The organism is Microvirga sp. 2TAF3, assembly GCF_052114965.1.
In the GTDB taxonomy this organism is placed as follows: Bacteria; Pseudomonadota; Alphaproteobacteria; order Rhizobiales; family Beijerinckiaceae; genus Microvirga.
Genome location: NZ_JBFRFT010000006.1, coordinates 64,435 through 80,796, shown reverse-complemented (window position 1 = coordinate 80,796; position 16,362 = coordinate 64,435). Strand labels below are relative to the sequence as shown.

The window sequence follows — 16,362 nt, the reverse complement described above, 5'->3', positions numbered from 1 at the left end:
TTCAAACATGGCCCAAGCAACCAATCTTAACGGCAAGGCCTACACCTTCATCGACCATACCTTCGACGTGGTGGTGGTGGGCGCGGGCGGCGCGGGGCTTCGCGCCACCGTCGGCTGCTCTCAGGCCGGATTGCGCACCGCCTGTATCACCAAGGTCTTCCCGACGCGCTCGCACACGGTGGCGGCTCAGGGCGGCATTTCGGCGGCCCTCGGCAATATGGGCCCCGATGACTGGCGCTGGCATATGTACGATACCGTCAAGGGCTCGGACTGGCTCGGCGATCAGGATGCCATCGAATATCTCTGCCGCAACGCGCCCGCCGCTGTCTATGAACTGGAACATTGGGGCGTACCCTTCTCCCGCACGGACGAGGGCAAGATCTATCAGCGCCCCTTTGGCGGCATGACCACAGACTACGGCAAGGGCACCGCGCAGCGCACCTGCGCCGCCGCCGACCGCACGGGCCATGCGATCCTGCACACGCTCTACGGACAGGCGGTCCGCAACCAGACCAACTTCTTCATCGAATATTTCGCCCTCGATCTCATGATGAACGAGGAAGGGCGCTGCATCGGCGTCGTCGCCCTCGACATGACGACGGGCGAGATTCATCGCTTCCGCGCCCACATGACCATCCTGGCGACCGGCGGCTACGGGCGGACCTATTTCTCGGCGACATCTGCCCATACCTGCACGGGCGACGGCAACGCGATGGTGCTGCGCGCCGGCCTGCCGCTGCAGGACATGGAATTCGTGCAGTTCCATCCCACCGGCATCTACGGCGCGGGCTGCCTCATCACCGAGGGCGCGCGCGGCGAGGGCGGTTACGTCACCAATTCCGAAGGCGAGCGTTTCATGGAGCGCTACGCACCCTCCGCGAAGGACCTCGCCTCTCGCGACGTGGTTTCCCGTGCCATGACCATGGAGATCCGCGCCGGGCGCGGTGTGGGCAAGAACAAGGACCACATCTATCTGCATCTTGACCATCTCGATCCGAAGATCCTGCACGAGCGCCTGCCCGGCATCTCGGAAAGCGCCAAGATCTTCGCCGGCGTCGATGTGACCAAGGAGCCGATCCCGGTCCTGCCGACCGTGCACTACAACATGGGCGGCATTCCTACGAACTATCACGGCGAAGTGCTGACCCTGAAGGACGGCAACCCGGACACGGTGGTGCCGGGCCTGATGGCGCTCGGCGAAGCCGCCTGCGTGTCGGTGCACGGCGCCAACCGCCTTGGCTCCAACTCGCTGATCGATCTCGTGGTGTTCGGCCGCGCCGCCGGCCAGCGCTGCGCCGAGATCCTGACTCCCAGCGAGAAGCATTCCGACTTGCCGAAGGGCGCGGACGAACTGGCGCTCTCGCGCCTCGACCGCTTCCGCTACGCCAATGGCGGGACACCGACGGCGGAACTGCGGCTCGAAATGCAGAAGACCATGCAGAACAACTGCGCGGTGTTCCGTACCGGTGATGTTCTGGAAGAGGGCAAGCAGCTCATCCACAAAGTCTGGAGCGGCGCGGCCGACATCAAGGTCACGGACCGTTCGCTGATCTGGAACACGGACCTGATCGAGACGCTCGAATTCGATAACCTCATCGGCCAGGCCGTCGTGACCATGGAAAGCGCGCTCAACCGCACGGAATCGCGCGGTGCCCATGCCCGCGAGGATTTCCCGAACCGCGACGACAAGACCTGGATGAAGCACACCTTGAGCTGGCTCGACGACACCTCCCAGAAGGTGACCATCGATTACCGGCCGGTGCACACCTACACCATGTCGAACGAGATCCAGTACATCGAGCCGAAGGCGCGCGTGTATTGATAACCGTCATGGCCGGACTTGATCCGGCCATCCACGTTTTCCACGCCGCTGCGAAGCAAAGGCGTGGGTGCCCGGCCCGGGCATGGCGACGCAAAGAATAGGCAAGAGCGAATGGCCCAGTTCACGCTTCCCAAGAATTCCAAATACACCGAAGGCAAGTCGTGGCCGAAGCCTTCGGGATCGAATGTCACGGCGTTCCGCATCTATCGCTGGAACCCGGATGACGGACAGAACCCGCGCATCGACACCTATTATGTCGATCGCGACGATTGCGGCCCGATGGTGCTCGACGCGCTCATCTGGATCAAGAACAAGGTCGACTCGACCCTGACCTTCCGCCGCTCCTGCCGTGAGGGCATCTGCGGTTCCTGCGCCATGAACATCATGGGCGAGAACACGCTCGCCTGCACGCTCGGCATCGACGATTGCAAGACGGATACCGTCAAGATCTACCCGCTGCCGCATATGCCGGTGCTGAAGGATCTGGTGCCCGATCTGACGAGCTTCTTCGCCCAGCACGCTTCCATCGAGCCGTGGCTGCAGACCGAGACGCCGGCGCCCGAGACCGAGTGGCGGCAGACGCCGGAAGAGCGCTCGAAACTCGATGGTCTCTATGAGTGCATTCTCTGCGCCTGCTGCACCACGTCCTGCCCGAGCTATTGGTGGAACGGCGACCGCTTCTTGGGTCCCGCCGCTCTGCTTCAAGCCTATCGCTGGCTCATCGACAGCCGCGACGAGGCCACCGGCGAACGCCTCGACAACCTGCACGATCCGTTCCGGCTCTATCGCTGCCACACGATCATGAACTGCGCCAATACCTGCCCGAAGGGCCTGAACCCGGCGAAGGCCATCGCCGAGATCAAGAAGATGATGGTGGCGCGTACGGTGTGACGCTTGGCGGCAACACCTCGTCAAAAAGGCGCCTTGTGCGCCTTTTTTTGTTGAGGGCAAAGCCATACTCTCCAGAACCGGCTGCCACTGGACCTAGGCACATATTCCGACCTGTGCTTGGAACGGGTCGCGGTCGTGCGCATTTGTGTTCTTGAATACGGCCAAGCATGATGAGGACGATAATGATGAGACCCCTCTGGATCGTGACAGCCACGCTCTGTTCCGCATTGGCCCTTGGCGCATGCTCATCCGCCCGCCTTGGCGGGTTCGGCCAGCCGATCCGCAGCGCGGCCGCCGCACCGGTCGTGAATCCCGAGCCGGTCGAGGCCGTGCCGTCCGGGCCGGTCATGTCCGAGCCCCTGCCGCCGCTCGCAGGTCAGCCCCTGCCGCCCGCTGCAGGCGCGCCGATGTCCGGCGTGCCCGGCGCGGCGACTCCGCCCGGCGGAACCGACATGGCAGGTCTGCCGCCGCAGGCGGCGCCGGCGCCGGCTCCCAGCAGCCGCACCGCGATGGTCGGCAACTGGACGGCCAATGTTGCGGGAGGCAGCTGCCGGGTGCAGCTCTCGAGCACGCCCTCGCTCGATCTCTACCGCGCTTCGGCCTCGGGCTGCTCCAACCAGGATCTGTCGAAAATCAATGCCTGGGATTACCGGGACGGCGAGGTCTATCTCTACCAGACCGGCGGCGCGGTCGCGGCGCGTCTGCGTGGCTCGTCGGGCTCGTTGAGCGGCGTCCTCGCCAAATCCGGCGCACCGCTCTCGCTGGCGCGATAAGCCGTTTGCTCTTGAGCCGGGAGGGAGGTATCGGTCTCGCGTGACCGACCATCAATCCCTATCGCCGAAAACCATTACTGCCCGCTACGGCGCCCTCGTGCGGGCGGATGCGATCGAGCGCGATCCTGCGCAGATCGCGCTTATCAGGCAGCTTGAAGCTCTTGCCGAAAACCTGAGCGGCTTCCGCCTGGCGCGGAAGACCAGCGCGCTGGGCTGGCTTTTCGGCAAGCGCAATCCGACTCCGCCCAAGGGGCTTTATATCTGGGGCTCGGTCGGCCGCGGCAAGACCATGCTGATGGACCTCTTCTTCGAGTCCCTGCCGGTCCAGCGCAAGCGCCGCGTCCATTTCCACGCCTTCATGGCCGATGTGCACGAGCGCATCCATAACTGGCGCACCGGGCTGAAGAACGGCACGGTCAAGGGTGACGATCCCATCGCGCCTGTCGCCGACGCGCTCGCCAAAGAGGCTTGGGTTCTCTGCTTCGACGAGTTCACGGTCACCGATATCGCCGACGCGATGATTCTCGGGCGCCTGTTCACGGCGCTCTTCGCCCACGGAGTCGTGGTCGTCGCGACCTCCAACGTGGAGCCCGACCGGCTCTATGAGGGCGGCCTCAACCGCACCTTGTTTCTGCCCTTCATTACGCTCCTGAAGGAGCGCATGATTGTGGCCAAGCTCGAGGCCCGCACCGATTTCAGGCTGGAGAAGCTCGCCGGCAGCCCTGTCTTCTACGCTCCGGCAGATGCCCAGTCGCATCAGGCCCTGACCCATGCCTTCCGAAGCCTTTCGGGACGGCCGCACGGGGAGCCCGTGACGTTGACGGTGAAAGGGCATCCCGTCGAGATTCCGGAAGCCGCCGGGGGCGTGGCACGCGCCTCCTTCGAGGATCTCTGCTCCAAGCCTCTGGGCGCATCCGATTATCTTGCGATTGCCGAGGAGTTTCACACGCTCATCCTCGAGAAAATCCCTCGCATGAATTTCGAGCGCCGCAACGAGGCGAAGCGCTTCATCATGCTGATCGATGCCCTCTACGATTCCCATGTGAAGCTCCTCGCCTCCGCCGAGGCGGAAGCGACCGAACTCTACAAGGCGGATACGGGACGGGAGGCTTTCGAGTTCGACCGCACCGTTTCCCGTCTGATCGAGATGAGGTCGGAGGAATATCTCTCTCTTCCGCACGGGCCAATCGATTCCGCCGATTCAGGTCGGACCACGGGGCTCGTCGAGACATGAAGCGGCCGCGTGGTATCGGCTCTTCCCGTTTCGCGGACGCCTCCGCCCCGGCCGATACCCGCCTTCTCGCCATCGCCGCCGATCATCTGAAGCGGTTCGGCCCCCGGCAGGTCACGGTGGTCAGCATCGCCGACGCGGCCGGCATGACCCACGCCAATGTCTATCGCTACTTTCCGTCCAAGGCCGCGCTCATCGATGCGGTGGCCGGGCAGTGGCTGCGGACGCTCGAGGCACTGATCGCCGACATCGCCGACGCTCCCGACCCCGCCGACGACAAGCTGGAGCGCCTGATCCAGGCCTCGGCCCGGACCCATCGCGATCTCCTCAAGGAGGACAGGCATCTCTTCGATGTCTATTGCGCGGCGACCGAGACCTCGCGGCCTCTCGTACGCAAGCATCGCGCGCGCATGCGCCAGTTGACCGAACGCGTTCTCGACGAGGGGATCGCGACGGGAAAGTTCGATCCCCGGGACCGGGAGCGGGCTCTCGCTTTCATTACCGATGCGTCCTATCGCTTCATCAATCCGCTGACCGTTCGTCTCGACGCCGAGGTACCGCAGGAGGTGCTGGATCAGCGCCTGGCCGCGGTGATCAGGGTGATCCTGAGGGCTCTTTCAGTTGGTAATGTATAACGCTAGTTACAAAAATCAAAAATTGTAACATGAAATTCCGGCGTTCCCGTCCGGCTTTAAGCCTCTCAAAATAAAACCTTATTTGGTCTCTAGCAAAAGCTTAGCCGCCTCGCGGCGGCGCAAAGCCTTACTGTTTAACCTTTTGTCGGCTTGAAGATGACCCATTTCTGAGTCACACAGCGCCACCTCAAGAGGCTCGCGCCTTCCATCTATCCAAGGACATATTCATGGCTCGTTCCAAGATCGCGCTCATCGGCGCTGGCCAGATCGGCGGCACGCTCGCTCATCTTGCCGGCTTGAAGGAACTCGGCGACGTCGTTCTGTTCGACATCGCGGAAGGCACTCCTCAGGGCAAGGCTCTCGATATCGCCGAATCTGCGCCGGTCGACGGGTTCGATGCGAAACTGGCGGGCGCGAACGACTATGCCGCCATCGAAGGCGCCGAGGTGGTGATCGTCACCGCCGGTGTGCCGCGCAAGCCTGGCATGAGCCGCGACGACCTTCTCGGTATCAACCTGAAGGTCATGGAAGCGGTCGGCAACGGCATCAAGCAATATGCGCCGAACGCCTTCGTCATCTGCATCACCAACCCGCTCGACGCCATGGTATGGGCGCTCCAGAAGTTCTCGGGCGTGAAGCCGGAGAAGATCGTCGGCATGGCCGGCGTGCTCGACTCGGCCCGCTTCCGCCACTTCCTAGCGGAAGAGTTCAACGTGTCGGTAAAGGACGTGACCGCCTTCGTGCTCGGCGGCCACGGCGACGACATGGTGCCGCTGGTGCGCTACTCCACCGTCGCCGGCGTTCCGCTGCCCGACCTCGTGAAGATGGGCTGGACCACTCAAGCCAAGCTCGACGCCATGGTCGAGCGCACCCGTAAGGGCGGCGGCGAGATCGTCAACCTGCTCAAGACCGGCTCCGCCTTCTACGCGCCGGCCGCCTCGGCCATCGCGATGGCGGAAAGCTACCTCAAGGACAAGAAGCGCGTTCTGCCCTGTGCTGCCTATCTCACCGGTCAGTACGGCGTGAAGGACATGTTCGTGGGTGTTCCGATCGTGATCGGCGCAAAGGGCGTCGAGCGCATCGTCGAGGTCGAATTCTCCGGCGACGAGAAGGGGATGTTCGAGAAGTCGGTCGCCTCGGTGCAGGGTCTCGTGGACGCCTGCAAGCAGATCAATTCGGCGCTGGCGTAAAACCGGAGGCCGTCATGGCCGGGCATGCCCCGGCCATCCACGCTTTTCAACCGCCACGCCGATAAAGGCGTGGATCCCCGGAGCAAGTCCGAGGATGATGCGGAGAGACACGAATGAATATCCATGAATACCAAGGCAAGGCCGTCCTTAAGGAGTTCGGCCTGCCGGTCTCGAGGGGCAAGGCCATCTTCTCCGCCGATGAGGCGGAAGCAGCGGCCAAGGAACTCGGCGGCCCGCTCTGGGTCGTGAAGTCCCAGATCCATGCGGGCGGCCGCGGCAAGGGCAAGTTCAAGGAAGCCGCTGCCGGCGAAAAGGGCGGCGTGCGCCTCGCCAAGTCCGTCGACGAGGTGAAGCAGTTTGCCAAGGAGATGCTCGGCAACACCCTGGTGACCATCCAGACTGGCGAAGCCGGCAAGCAGGTCAACCGCCTCTATATCGAGGACGGTTCGGACATCGAGACCGAGCTTTATCTCTCCATGCTCGTCGACCGCGCCACGGGCCGCGTCGCCTTCGTCGTTTCGACGGAAGGCGGCATGGATATCGAGCAGGTCGCGCACGATACCCCCGAGAAGATCGTGACCTTTTCCATCGACCCGGCCACCGGCGTGATGCCGCATCACGGCCGCACCGTGGCGAAGGCGCTCGGCCTCACCGGCGCGCTCGCCAAGGAGGCCGAGGATGTGGTGACGAAGCTCTACAAGGCCTTCATCGCGAAGGACATGGAGATGCTCGAGATCAACCCGCTCATCGTCACGAAGGACGGGCATCTCAAGTGCCTCGATGCCAAAATCTCGTTCGACGGCAACGCGCTCTATCGTCATCCGGACATTGTCGCGCTTCGCGACATCACGGAAGAGGACGAGAAGGAGATCGAGGCCTCGAAGCACGATCTCGCCTATATCGCTCTCGACGGCACCATCGGCTGCATGGTCAACGGCGCAGGCCTCGCCATGGCGACCCTCGACATCATCAAGCTCTACGGCGAAGAGCCGGCGAACTTCCTGGATGTCGGTGGTGGCGCGTCGGAGGAGAAGGTGACGGCGGCGTTCAAGATCATCACCGCCGACCCGAACGTGAAGGGCATCCTGGTCAACATCTTCGGCGGCATCATGAAGTGCGACGTCATCGCGCGCGGCGTGCTCGCCGCGGTGAAGGCGGTGGGCTTGCAGGTCCCGCTGGTGGTTCGCCTCGAAGGAACCAACGTGGAGCAGGGCAAGCAGATCATCCGCGAGTCCGGCCTCAACGTGATCCCGGCAGACGATCTCGACGACGCCGCCCAGAAGATCGTGAACGCGGTTCGCAAGGCCTGATGATGAAGACGCTCCTGGTCATCGCTGGCATGATTGCCGGACTCTCAGCCGCTCACGCGGCTGAGAAGGATGACCTTGTGTCCGCATTCAAAGCAGCTTGCATGGGCAACGGGCCTTTCATCGAGATGGTGAAAGACTTCGCCAAGACACGTGGCTGGCGCGTTGAGGTGAGAGAGAGCAAGCAGGATCCGAAACTGATCAAGCGCATGGGAATGGCAGTAGCCATCCCATCTGGGCAAATACACTCGGGCACTCTTGGCCCCGGAGACACCTTCATCATGGTCATTGCGGCCAACGCTGTTGATGGTCCACGAGGGGTGGTCGATTCATGTAAGATTGCAAAGGTAAAACTTGGCGGTATGGAGCCGGTTACCCATCACGTTGATCGTGTTCTCGGGATATCTGCTCCCTCTCATCCCCTGTCTCCCAAGATCAGGAAGTATTTGCTGGAGGACGAACTCAGTCCTGATGCAAAGCAATGGGCCTTAAGTTCTACCTACACTGACTATGTAATCTTGTCGGAATCCCAACGCGCTGGACAACCGACTAGCCTTGAGCGCATTCGAGCGCCCCTAAAGGAAAAACCTTAACCATGTCCATTCTCATCGACAAGAACACCAAGGTCATCTGCCAGGGCTTCACCGGCAAGAACGGCACCTTCCATTCCGAGCAGGCCATCGCCTACGGCACCAAGATGGTCGGCGGCACCTCGCCCGGCAAAGGCGGTTCCACGCATCTCAACCTGCCCGTCTTCGACACGGTGATGGAAGCGCGCGAGAAGACTGGCGCCAACGCCTCGGTCGTGTACGTTCCGCCTCCGGGCGCGGCGGATGCGATCTGCGAGGCCATCGATGCGGAAATTCCGCTCATCGTCTGCATCACGGAAGGCATTCCGGTGCTCGACATGGTGCGCGTGAAGCGCTCATTGCAGGGCTCGAAGTCGCGCCTCATCGGCCCGAATTGCCCCGGCATCGTGACGGCGGGTGAATCGAAGATCGGCATCATGCCGGCGAACATCTTCAAGCCGGGCTCGGTCGGCATTGTGTCGCGCTCCGGCACGCTGACCTATGAAGCCGTGTTCCAGACCACCAACGAAGGCCTCGGCCAGACCACGGCTGTCGGCATCGGCGGCGACCCGGTCAAGGGCACCGAGTTCATCGAAATGCTCGACATGTTCCTCTCCGATCCCAAGACCGAGTCGATCGTCATGATCGGCGAGATCGGCGGCTCGGCGGAAGAAGAAGCGGCCGAGTTCATCGCCCGCGAGGCCAAGAAGGGCCGTAAAAAACCGATGGTCGGCTTCATCGCGGGCCGCACGGCTCCTCCGGGACGCCGCATGGGTCATGCCGGCGCCATCATCTCCGGCGGCAAGGGCGGCGCGGAAGACAAGATCGCGGCCATGGAGGCGGCGGGCATCCGCGTGTCGCCGTCCCCGGCGCGCCTCGGCAAGACCCTCGTCGACGTGCTCAAGGGCCGCTGAGGGTAAGGACCACATCCATGGCACCGCAACCGGGAGCAGAACATCAGCGACTTCAGGCACTGGCCGGTGCCTGGATCGGCGATGAGGTGCTCTCGGATACCCCGTGGATGAAAGGCGGCAAGGCCACCGGCTTTGTCGAGACGCGGATGACTCTCGGCGGTTTCGTCCTGGATCAGGATTACCGCCAGGAGCGCGACGGTGGAGAAACGTTGCGGGCGAGGGGTTTGTTTACCTTCGATTCAGATCGAGGCGAATACAGGCTCTTCTGGTTCGACGATCTTGGTTTCGCTCCGGCAGATCCTGCCGGCGGAAGCTGGGAGGGTGGTACGCTCACGGTGCTGCGCAAGTCGCCGCGCGCCATCGCCCGTCACGCCTTCGCCATTCGCAGCGCTCAGGAGTACGAGCTTGCCATTGAGAATTCATGGGATGGCGGCGCCACCTGGATGCCTGTCCTGACAGGCCTCTACCGGCGCCGCTCCGAGGACGGCCCATCCCCTGTTGCTTAAGGAATAATGATCATGTCCCGCCAGGACGCCAACGAAAAGTTCCTCAACACCGCTTTCCTCGACGGAGCGAACGCTCCCTATATCGAGGATCTTTACGCCCGCTACCAGGAGAACCCGGCCTCGGTCGATCCCGAATGGCAGGCCTTCTTCGGCGCGTTGAAGGACGACAAGCAGGCCGTCACCCAGAATGCGCGCGGCGCCTCCTGGAAGAAGCCGAACTGGCCGGTCCCGGCCAATGGCGAACTCATTTCCGCCCTCGATGGCAACTGGGCCCAGGTCGAGAAGGCGGTCGGCGACAAGATCAAGGCGAAGGCGCAGAACAAGGGCGCCGAGATCAGCCAGGAGCAGGTGCTGCAGGCAACCCGCGATTCCGTGCGGGCCATCATGCTCATCCGCGCCTATCGCGTGCGCGGCCACCTACACGCCAAGCTCGATCCGCTGGGGATCAACCCGCGCCCGAACGACCAGGAACTGCATCCCTCCCATTATGGCTTCACGGACGCCGACTGGGACCGCAAGATCTTCCTCGACAACGTGCTCGGGCTCGAATTCGCCACCATTCGCGAGATCGTCACGATCCTGGAGCGCACCTATTGCCAGACGCTCGGCGTCGAGTTCATGCATATCTCCGACCCGGCGGAAAAGGCCTGGATCCAGGAGCGCATCGAGGGGCCGGACAAGGAGATCACTTTCACCCGCGAGGGCAAGCGCGCCATCCTCAACAAACTCGTCGAGGCGGAAGGTTTCGAGAAGTTCCTCGACCTGAAATACACCGGTACCAAGCGCTTCGGCTTGGACGGTAGCGAGTCGCTGATCCCGGCGCTCGAGCAGATCATCAAGCGCGGCGGCAATCTCGGCGTGCAGGAAATCGTGCTCGGCATGGCCCATCGCGGCCGCCTCAACGTGCTGACCCAGGTCATGGGCAAGCCGCATCGGGCGCTGTTCCACGAATTCAAGGGTGGCTCCTTCGCCCCCGACGACGTGGAAGGCTCGGGCGACGTGAAGTATCACCTCGGCGCGTCGTCGGACCGCACCTTCGATGGCAACAACGTCCACCTGTCGCTCACCGCCAATCCGTCGCATCTCGAGATCGTCGATCCGGTGGTGCTCGGCAAGGTGCGCGCCAAGCAGGATCAGCATGGCTGCTCGCCGGAGAACCGCACGGCGGTCATGCCGCTCCTCATCCACGGCGACGCGGCCTTTGCGGGCCAGGGCGTGGTGGCGGAGTGCTTGGGCCTGTCCGGCCTGCGCGGTCACCGCACCGGCGGCTCGATCCACTTCATCATCAACAACCAGATCGGCTTCACCACCGATCCGCGCTTCTCGCGTTCCTCGCCCTATCCGTCGGATGTGGCGAAGATGGTCGAGGCACCGATCTTCCACGTGAACGGCGACGATCCGGAGGCGGTGGTGTTCGCGGCCAAGGTTGCGACCGAATACCGCCAGAAGTTCCAGAAGCCGGTCGTGGTGGACATGTTCTGCTACCGCCGCTTCGGCCACAACGAGGGCGACGAGCCGGCCTTCACCCAGCCGCTGATGTATCGCAAGATCCGGTCGCATCCGTCGATCCTGGAGATCTACTCCAAGAAACTCCTGGCGGAAGGCGCGGTCAGCGACGCCGAGATCGAGGAAATGAAGAACGCCTGGCGCTCGAAGCTCGACGCCGAGTTCGACATCGCCTCGAACTACAAGCCCAACAAGGCCGACTGGCTCGATGGCCGCTGGGCCGGCCTCAAGGCCGTGCGTGAGGACGCCGACGATCCGCGTCGCGGCCAGACCGGCGTCTCCGTCGCGACTCTGCAGGCGATCGCCAAGGCGCTCACTACCGTGCCGGAGGGTTTCCATCTTCACCGCACGATCCAGCGCTTCCTCGATAACCGCAAGAAGATGATGGAGACGGGCGAGGGCATCGATTGGGCCATGGCGGAAGCCCTGTCCTTCGGCTCACTCCTGGTCGAGGGCCATCGCGTCCGTCTTTCCGGGCAGGATGTGGAGCGCGGCACCTTCTCGCAACGCCATTCGGTTCTCACCGATCAGGAGAACGAGGAGCGCTATACGCCCCTCAACCATATCAGCGAGGACCAGGCTCGTTACGAGGTCATCAACTCGATGCTCTCGGAAGAGGCGGTGCTCGGCTTCGAATACGGCTACACGCTCTCCGAACCCAATGCGCTGACGCTTTGGGAAGCGCAGTTCGGCGACTTCGCCAACGGCGCGCAGGTGGTGTTCGACCAGTTCATCTCGTCCGGCGAACGCAAGTGGCTGCGCATGTCCGGCCTCGTCTGCCTCCTGCCGCACGGCTATGAGGGCCAGGGACCGGAGCACTCCTCCGCCCGTCTCGAGCGCTGGCTGCAGATGTGCGCGGAGGACAATATGCAGGTTGCGTATTGCACCACGCCGTCGAACTACTTCCACATCCTGCGCCGTCAGCTGAAACGCGAGTTCCGCAAGCCGCTGATCCTGATGACGCCGAAGTCGCTGCTGCGCCACAAGCGCGCCGTGTCGCCGCTTTCCGCCATCTCGGAAGGCACTTCGTTCCACCGTGTGCTGGCGGATGACGCGCAGCGCAACACGGACGGCGTCAAGCTCGTCAAGGACGACAAGATCCGTCGCGTCGTGATCTGCACGGGCAAGGTCTATTACGACCTTTACGAGGAGCGCGAGAAGCGTGGGCTGGACGATGTGTATCTGATGCGCGTCGAGCAGCTTTATCCGTTCCCGGCGAAGTCGCTCGCGGCGGAGCTCTCCCGCTTCAAGAAAGCCGACGTGGTGTGGTGCCAGGAAGAGCCCAAGAACATGGGTTCCTGGACCTTCGTCGAGCCCTATCTCGAGTGGGTGCTCAAGACTGCCGGCTCGAAGGTGGATCGCCCCCGTTATGTGGGTCGCGCCGCCTCCGCCGCCACCGCCACCGGCCTGATGTCCAAGCATCTGACTCAATTGCAGGCTTTCCTCGACGAGGCTTTCGCGGCTTAAATAGCCGCGAAAGACTTTCTCCTTATCCCTGGGCCGAGAGGCCCTGACCCGACAAGACGAACATGGCGACCGAAATCCGCGTACCCACCCTTGGCGAATCCGTTTCAGAGGCCACCATCGGCCGCTGGTTCAAGAAGCCCGGCGATCCCGTGAAGGCCGACGAGCCCGTTGTCGAGCTCGAAACGGACAAGGTAACCCTCGAGGTCAATGCCCCCGCCAGCGGCACGCTCGGCGACATCATTGCCAAGGATGGCGAGACGGTGGCCCCCGGCGCAGTGCTCGGCTCTATCGTCGAGGGTGGCGCGGCCGCTGCTCCTACGCCCAAGGCCGAAGCGCCGAAGGCTGCTCCCGCAGCCGCGCCCGCCCCGGCTCCAGCCGCTGCCCCCGCTGCGGTCAAGGAACCCGGTCCGGCTGTCGGCCGGATCGCCGCCGAGAGCGGTGTCTCGCCTGCGGCTGTCGCGGGCACGGGCAAGGACGGTCGCGTGACGAAGGGCGACATGCTCGCCGCCATCGCGTCCGGCGTTACCGCTCCGGCTCCGAGCGCCCCGGTTCAGGTCCGCGCGCCCTCCGCCCCGGTCGATGCGTCGCGAGAAGAGCGCGTGAAGATGACCAAGCTGCGCCAGACCATCGCGCGCCGCCTGAAGGACGCCCAGAACACCGCCGCCATGCTGACCACGTTCAACGACGTGGACATGAGCGCCGTGATGTCCCTGCGTGCGCAGTACAAGGACGTCTTCGAGAAGAAGCACGGCGTAAAGCTCGGCTTCATGGGCTTCTTCACCAAGGCGGTGATCCAGGCGCTGAAGGAAATCCCGGCGGTCAATGCCGAGATCGACGGTCAGGATCTCGTCTACAAGAACTACTATCACATCGGCATCGCTGTCGGCACGGAGAAGGGCCTCGTGGTTCCGGTCGTGCGCGACGCGGATCAGCTCTCCATCGCCGAGATCGAGAAGAAGATCGCCGATTTCGGCCGCCGCGCCCGCGACGGGAAGCTTTCCATCGACGAGATGCAGGGTGGTACCTTCACCATCACCAATGGCGGCATCTACGGTTCGCTCCTGTCGACCCCGATCCTCAACGCGCCGCAATCGGGCATTCTCGGCATGCATCGCATCGAGGATCGTCCGGTGGCCCGCAACGGCCAGGTCGTCATCCGCCCAATGATGTATCTCGCGCTCTCCTACGATCACCGTATCGTCGACGGCAAGGAGGCCGTGACATTCCTGGTGCGCGTGAAGGAAGCCCTGGAGGATCCGGCGCGTCTCGTTCTGGACCTGTGAGTTAGGTATAATGACTAGCCGTCTCATCCCATTCAAAACGGCGGGCAATCAGGTCAAGGTTTACGTGAACCCAGATCGAATTGCCTACATTCGCGAAAATGTCGGTCGAGCAACCTGCATATTCTTTGCAGCCGGAGTGGACGCAAAGAATGGCGAACTGCCATTCTTGCTCGTCGATGGTGACGTGGATGAGACGGCAAAAAAGCTGAATGCAGCTGCAGCAAAGAGTTAATCAATGTCCTACGATCTCATCGTCATCGGTACCGGCCCCGGCGGCTATGTGTGTGCCATCCGCGCGGCGCAGCTCGGCCTCAAGACGGCTGTCGTTGAAAAGCGCAAGACCCATGGCGGCACCTGCCTCAATGTGGGCTGCATTCCGTCCAAGGCGCTGCTTCACGCCTCTCACGCCTTCGAGGATGCGAATACGCATTTCGACAAGCTCGGAATCAGCGTCGGCACGCCGAAGATCGACGTGAAGAAGATGCAGACCTTCAAGCAGGAGGGCGTGGACGGTAACGTGAAGGGCGTCGAGTTCCTGCTCAAGAAGAACAAGGTCGACGTGTTCTTCGGCTTGGGCCGCATCGCCGCCGCCGGCCAGGTCGAAGTGACCGGCGAGGACGGCTCGAACCAGGTTCTGCAGACGAAGAACATCGTCATCGCGACCGGCTCGGATGTGGCCCGTCTGCCGGGCGTCGAGATCGACGAGAAGGTCATCGTGTCCTCGACCGGCGCGCTGGAATTGGAGAGCGTGCCGAAGCGCCTCGTCGTCATCGGCGCGGGCGTCATCGGCCTCGAACTCGGTTCGGTGTGGCGTCGTCTCGGCTCGGAGGTGATCGTGGTCGAGTATCTCGACCGGATCCTGCCCGGCATGGATGGCGAGGTCGCCAAGAACTTCCAACGCATGCTCACCAAGCAGGGCTTCCAGTTCAAGCTCGGCTCGAAGGTTACGAAGGTCGAGAAGAAGGGCAAGGGCGCAACCCTCACCGTCGAGCCCGCCGCCGGTGGCGCTTCGGAGACCATCGAGGCCGATGTGGTGCTCGTCGCCATCGGCCGCGTGCCCTACACGCAGGGCCTCGGTCTCGACGAGATCGGCGTCTCGCGGGACAATCGCGGCCGCATTCAGACCGACGCGCATTTCTCCACCAACGTCACCGGCATCTATGCCATCGGCGATGTGATCGCCGGCCCGATGCTCGCGCACAAGGCGGAGGACGAGGGCGTCGCGGTGGCGGAAATTCTCGCCGGCAAGGCGGGCCACGTGAATTACGACGTGATTCCAAGCGTGGTCTATACCGCGCCGGAAGTCGCCTCCGTCGGCAAGACCGAGGAGGAACTGAAGGCTGCCGGCATCGCCTACAATGTCGGCAAGTTCCCCTTCATGGCCAATGGCCGCGCCAAGGCGATCGGCTTGACCGAGGGTTTCGTGAAGGTGCTGGCGGATGCGGCGACGGACAAGGTGCTCGGCGTTCACATCGTCGGCGCGAATGCCGGCGAATTGATCCACGAGGCGGTCATCGCCATGGAGTTCGGCGGCTCGTCGGAAGATATCGCCCGCTCCTGCCACGCGCATCCGACCTTCGCCGAAGCGGTCAAGGAAGCCGCGATGGCGGTGGAGAAGCGCGCGATCCATATGTGATCGGTCGATGGCGAAACTTCACTTCCTCTACTCGGTGATGAACGCAGGCAAGACCACGCATCTCCTGCAGGTTCGGCATAACTACATCGAGAACGGCGGCCATGTGCTGCTGTTCACGAGCCTGATCGACGACCGTTTCGGTGTCGGCAAGGTGAGGTCTCGCATCGGCATTGAGTCCGATGCGATTCCCCTGCGAAAGGATGAGGCCATCGACGCCATTGTCGCGGCTGAGAACGCCAAGAAACCGGTCACTGTCGTCCTGATCGACGAAGTGCAGTTCATGACGGCTGACCAGGCCCGCCAGCTTGCGTGGATCGTCGACGAGTTGCGGGTGCCCGTCATGGCCTATGGGCTGAAGAACAACGTCTACGGCACGTTGTTCAGCGATGCGATCGCCGTGATCATGGCGCTGGCCGACGACTTCCAGGAGATCAAGCAGCTCTGCCATTGCGGCCGCAAGGCGACGATGATTCTCAAATACGACCGCAACGGTCAGGCCGTCCGCTCGGGCGAGGTGGTCGAGATCGGCGGCGAGGGCCGCTACGTCTCCGTCTGCCGCCCTCATTGGACCTCGGGTGACATCGGCCCCGCCTCACGGCAATTGCTGTCCCGGACGGTGGCGGCGGAGTAGC

15 protein-coding genes are annotated in these 16,362 nt (G+C 63.1%); all 15 read left to right on the top strand.

The window, feature by feature from the left end:
* Positions 1–7: 7 nt before the first annotated feature.
* The 15 genes from sdhA (at position 8) to AB4Y97_RS08130 (ending at position 16,361) form a co-directional block, all read left to right on the top strand.
* Positions 8–1,822: a succinate dehydrogenase flavoprotein subunit gene (gene sdhA, locus AB4Y97_RS08200; protein ID WP_441998534.1), complete on the top strand. Its 1,815-nt coding sequence runs from the start codon at positions 8–10 to the stop codon at positions 1,820–1,822.
* 111 nt (positions 1,823–1,933) lie between these two features.
* Entirely contained in the window at positions 1,934–2,713 is a 780-nt protein-coding gene (locus tag AB4Y97_RS08195; RefSeq protein ID WP_441998533.1) for a succinate dehydrogenase iron-sulfur subunit, read from the top strand.
* Positions 2,714–2,895: 182 nt separating this feature from the next.
* The gene (locus tag AB4Y97_RS08190) at positions 2,896–3,486 is read left to right on the top strand and encodes an AprI/Inh family metalloprotease inhibitor (protein WP_441998532.1); all 591 of its coding nucleotides are present in this window, start codon (positions 2,896–2,898) and stop codon (positions 3,484–3,486) included.
* 40 nt (positions 3,487–3,526) lie between these two features.
* Positions 3,527–4,720, top strand: coding sequence for a cell division protein ZapE (gene zapE / locus AB4Y97_RS08185; RefSeq protein WP_441998531.1), 1,194 nt, complete (start codon positions 3,527–3,529; stop codon positions 4,718–4,720).
* Positions 4,717–5,352 carry a TetR/AcrR family transcriptional regulator gene (locus tag AB4Y97_RS08180; RefSeq protein WP_441998530.1) on the top strand — a complete coding sequence of 212 codons (636 nt, stop codon included), beginning with the start codon at positions 4,717–4,719 and terminating at the stop codon, positions 5,350–5,352. Before zapE ends, AB4Y97_RS08180 begins: the two co-directional genes overlap by 4 nt.
* Positions 5,353–5,579: 227 nt before the next feature.
* Positions 5,580–6,542 (top strand): malate dehydrogenase, encoded by a 963-nt coding sequence (gene mdh, locus AB4Y97_RS08175; protein WP_441998529.1) that lies wholly within the window; start codon positions 5,580–5,582, stop codon positions 6,540–6,542.
* Positions 6,543–6,655: 113 nt separating this feature from the next.
* Complete coding sequence (sucC, locus tag AB4Y97_RS08170; protein ID WP_441998528.1) at positions 6,656–7,852, top strand: ADP-forming succinate--CoA ligase subunit beta; 1,197 nt, start codon at positions 6,656–6,658, stop codon at positions 7,850–7,852.
* The gene (locus AB4Y97_RS08165) at positions 7,852–8,442 is read left to right on the top strand and encodes a hypothetical protein (protein WP_441998527.1); all 591 of its coding nucleotides are present in this window, start codon (positions 7,852–7,854) and stop codon (positions 8,440–8,442) included. The genes sucC and AB4Y97_RS08165 overlap by 1 nt, the downstream gene beginning before the upstream one ends.
* 2 nt (positions 8,443–8,444) lie before the next feature.
* Positions 8,445–9,332, top strand: a complete 888-nt coding sequence (sucD, locus tag AB4Y97_RS08160; protein WP_441998526.1) for a succinate--CoA ligase subunit alpha — start codon at positions 8,445–8,447, stop codon at positions 9,330–9,332.
* 17 nt (positions 9,333–9,349) lie between these two features.
* Positions 9,350–9,838 (top strand): DUF1579 family protein, encoded by a 489-nt coding sequence (locus AB4Y97_RS08155; RefSeq protein ID WP_441998525.1) that lies wholly within the window; start codon positions 9,350–9,352, stop codon positions 9,836–9,838.
* Positions 9,839–9,850: 12 nt separating this feature from the next.
* Positions 9,851–12,811, top strand: coding sequence for a 2-oxoglutarate dehydrogenase E1 component (locus AB4Y97_RS08150; RefSeq protein ID WP_441998524.1), 2,961 nt, complete (start codon positions 9,851–9,853; stop codon positions 12,809–12,811).
* A gap of 62 nt (positions 12,812–12,873) precedes the next feature.
* Positions 12,874–14,094, top strand: a complete 1,221-nt coding sequence (gene odhB / locus AB4Y97_RS08145) for a 2-oxoglutarate dehydrogenase complex dihydrolipoyllysine-residue succinyltransferase (protein ID WP_441998523.1) — start codon at positions 12,874–12,876, stop codon at positions 14,092–14,094.
* Positions 14,095–14,104: 10 nt separating this feature from the next.
* The gene (locus tag AB4Y97_RS08140) at positions 14,105–14,326 is read left to right on the top strand and encodes a hypothetical protein (RefSeq protein WP_441998522.1); all 222 of its coding nucleotides are present in this window, start codon (positions 14,105–14,107) and stop codon (positions 14,324–14,326) included.
* Positions 14,327–14,329: 3 nt separating this feature from the next.
* Complete coding sequence (gene lpdA, locus AB4Y97_RS08135; protein ID WP_441998521.1) at positions 14,330–15,730, top strand: dihydrolipoyl dehydrogenase; 1,401 nt, start codon at positions 14,330–14,332, stop codon at positions 15,728–15,730.
* Positions 15,731–15,737: 7 nt separating this feature from the next.
* Positions 15,738–16,361 carry a thymidine kinase gene (locus tag AB4Y97_RS08130; protein WP_441998520.1) on the top strand — a complete coding sequence of 208 codons (624 nt, stop codon included), beginning with the start codon at positions 15,738–15,740 and terminating at the stop codon, positions 16,359–16,361.
* Position 16,362: the final 1 nt, after the last annotated feature.

What these genes read in the sequence shown, in the direction of transcription:
- sucC (WP_441998528.1), top strand. Translation starts at nt 6,656, where the DNA reads ATGAATATCCATGAATACCAAGGCAAGGCCGTCCTTAAGGAGTTCGGC.
- mdh (WP_441998529.1), top strand. Translation starts at nt 5,580, where the DNA reads ATGGCTCGTTCCAAGATCGCGCTCATCGGCGCTGGCCAGATCGGCGGC.
- AB4Y97_RS08150 (WP_441998524.1), top strand. Translation starts at nt 9,851, where the DNA reads ATGTCCCGCCAGGACGCCAACGAAAAGTTCCTCAACACCGCTTTCCTC.
- AB4Y97_RS08180 (WP_441998530.1), top strand. Translation starts at nt 4,717, where the DNA reads ATGAAGCGGCCGCGTGGTATCGGCTCTTCCCGTTTCGCGGACGCCTCC.
- sucD (WP_441998526.1), top strand. Translation starts at nt 8,445, where the DNA reads ATGTCCATTCTCATCGACAAGAACACCAAGGTCATCTGCCAGGGCTTC.
- lpdA (WP_441998521.1), top strand. Translation starts at nt 14,330, where the DNA reads ATGTCCTACGATCTCATCGTCATCGGTACCGGCCCCGGCGGCTATGTG.
- odhB (WP_441998523.1), top strand. Translation starts at nt 12,874, where the DNA reads ATGGCGACCGAAATCCGCGTACCCACCCTTGGCGAATCCGTTTCAGAG.
- AB4Y97_RS08130 (WP_441998520.1), top strand. Translation starts at nt 15,738, where the DNA reads ATGGCGAAACTTCACTTCCTCTACTCGGTGATGAACGCAGGCAAGACC.
- AB4Y97_RS08140 (WP_441998522.1), top strand. Translation starts at nt 14,105, where the DNA reads ATGACTAGCCGTCTCATCCCATTCAAAACGGCGGGCAATCAGGTCAAG.
- AB4Y97_RS08165 (WP_441998527.1), top strand. Translation starts at nt 7,852, where the DNA reads ATGATGAAGACGCTCCTGGTCATCGCTGGCATGATTGCCGGACTCTCA.
- AB4Y97_RS08190 (WP_441998532.1), top strand. Translation starts at nt 2,896, where the DNA reads ATGATGAGACCCCTCTGGATCGTGACAGCCACGCTCTGTTCCGCATTG.
- sdhA (WP_441998534.1), top strand. Translation starts at nt 8, where the DNA reads ATGGCCCAAGCAACCAATCTTAACGGCAAGGCCTACACCTTCATCGAC.
- AB4Y97_RS08195 (WP_441998533.1), top strand. Translation starts at nt 1,934, where the DNA reads ATGGCCCAGTTCACGCTTCCCAAGAATTCCAAATACACCGAAGGCAAG.
- AB4Y97_RS08155 (WP_441998525.1), top strand. Translation starts at nt 9,350, where the DNA reads ATGGCACCGCAACCGGGAGCAGAACATCAGCGACTTCAGGCACTGGCC.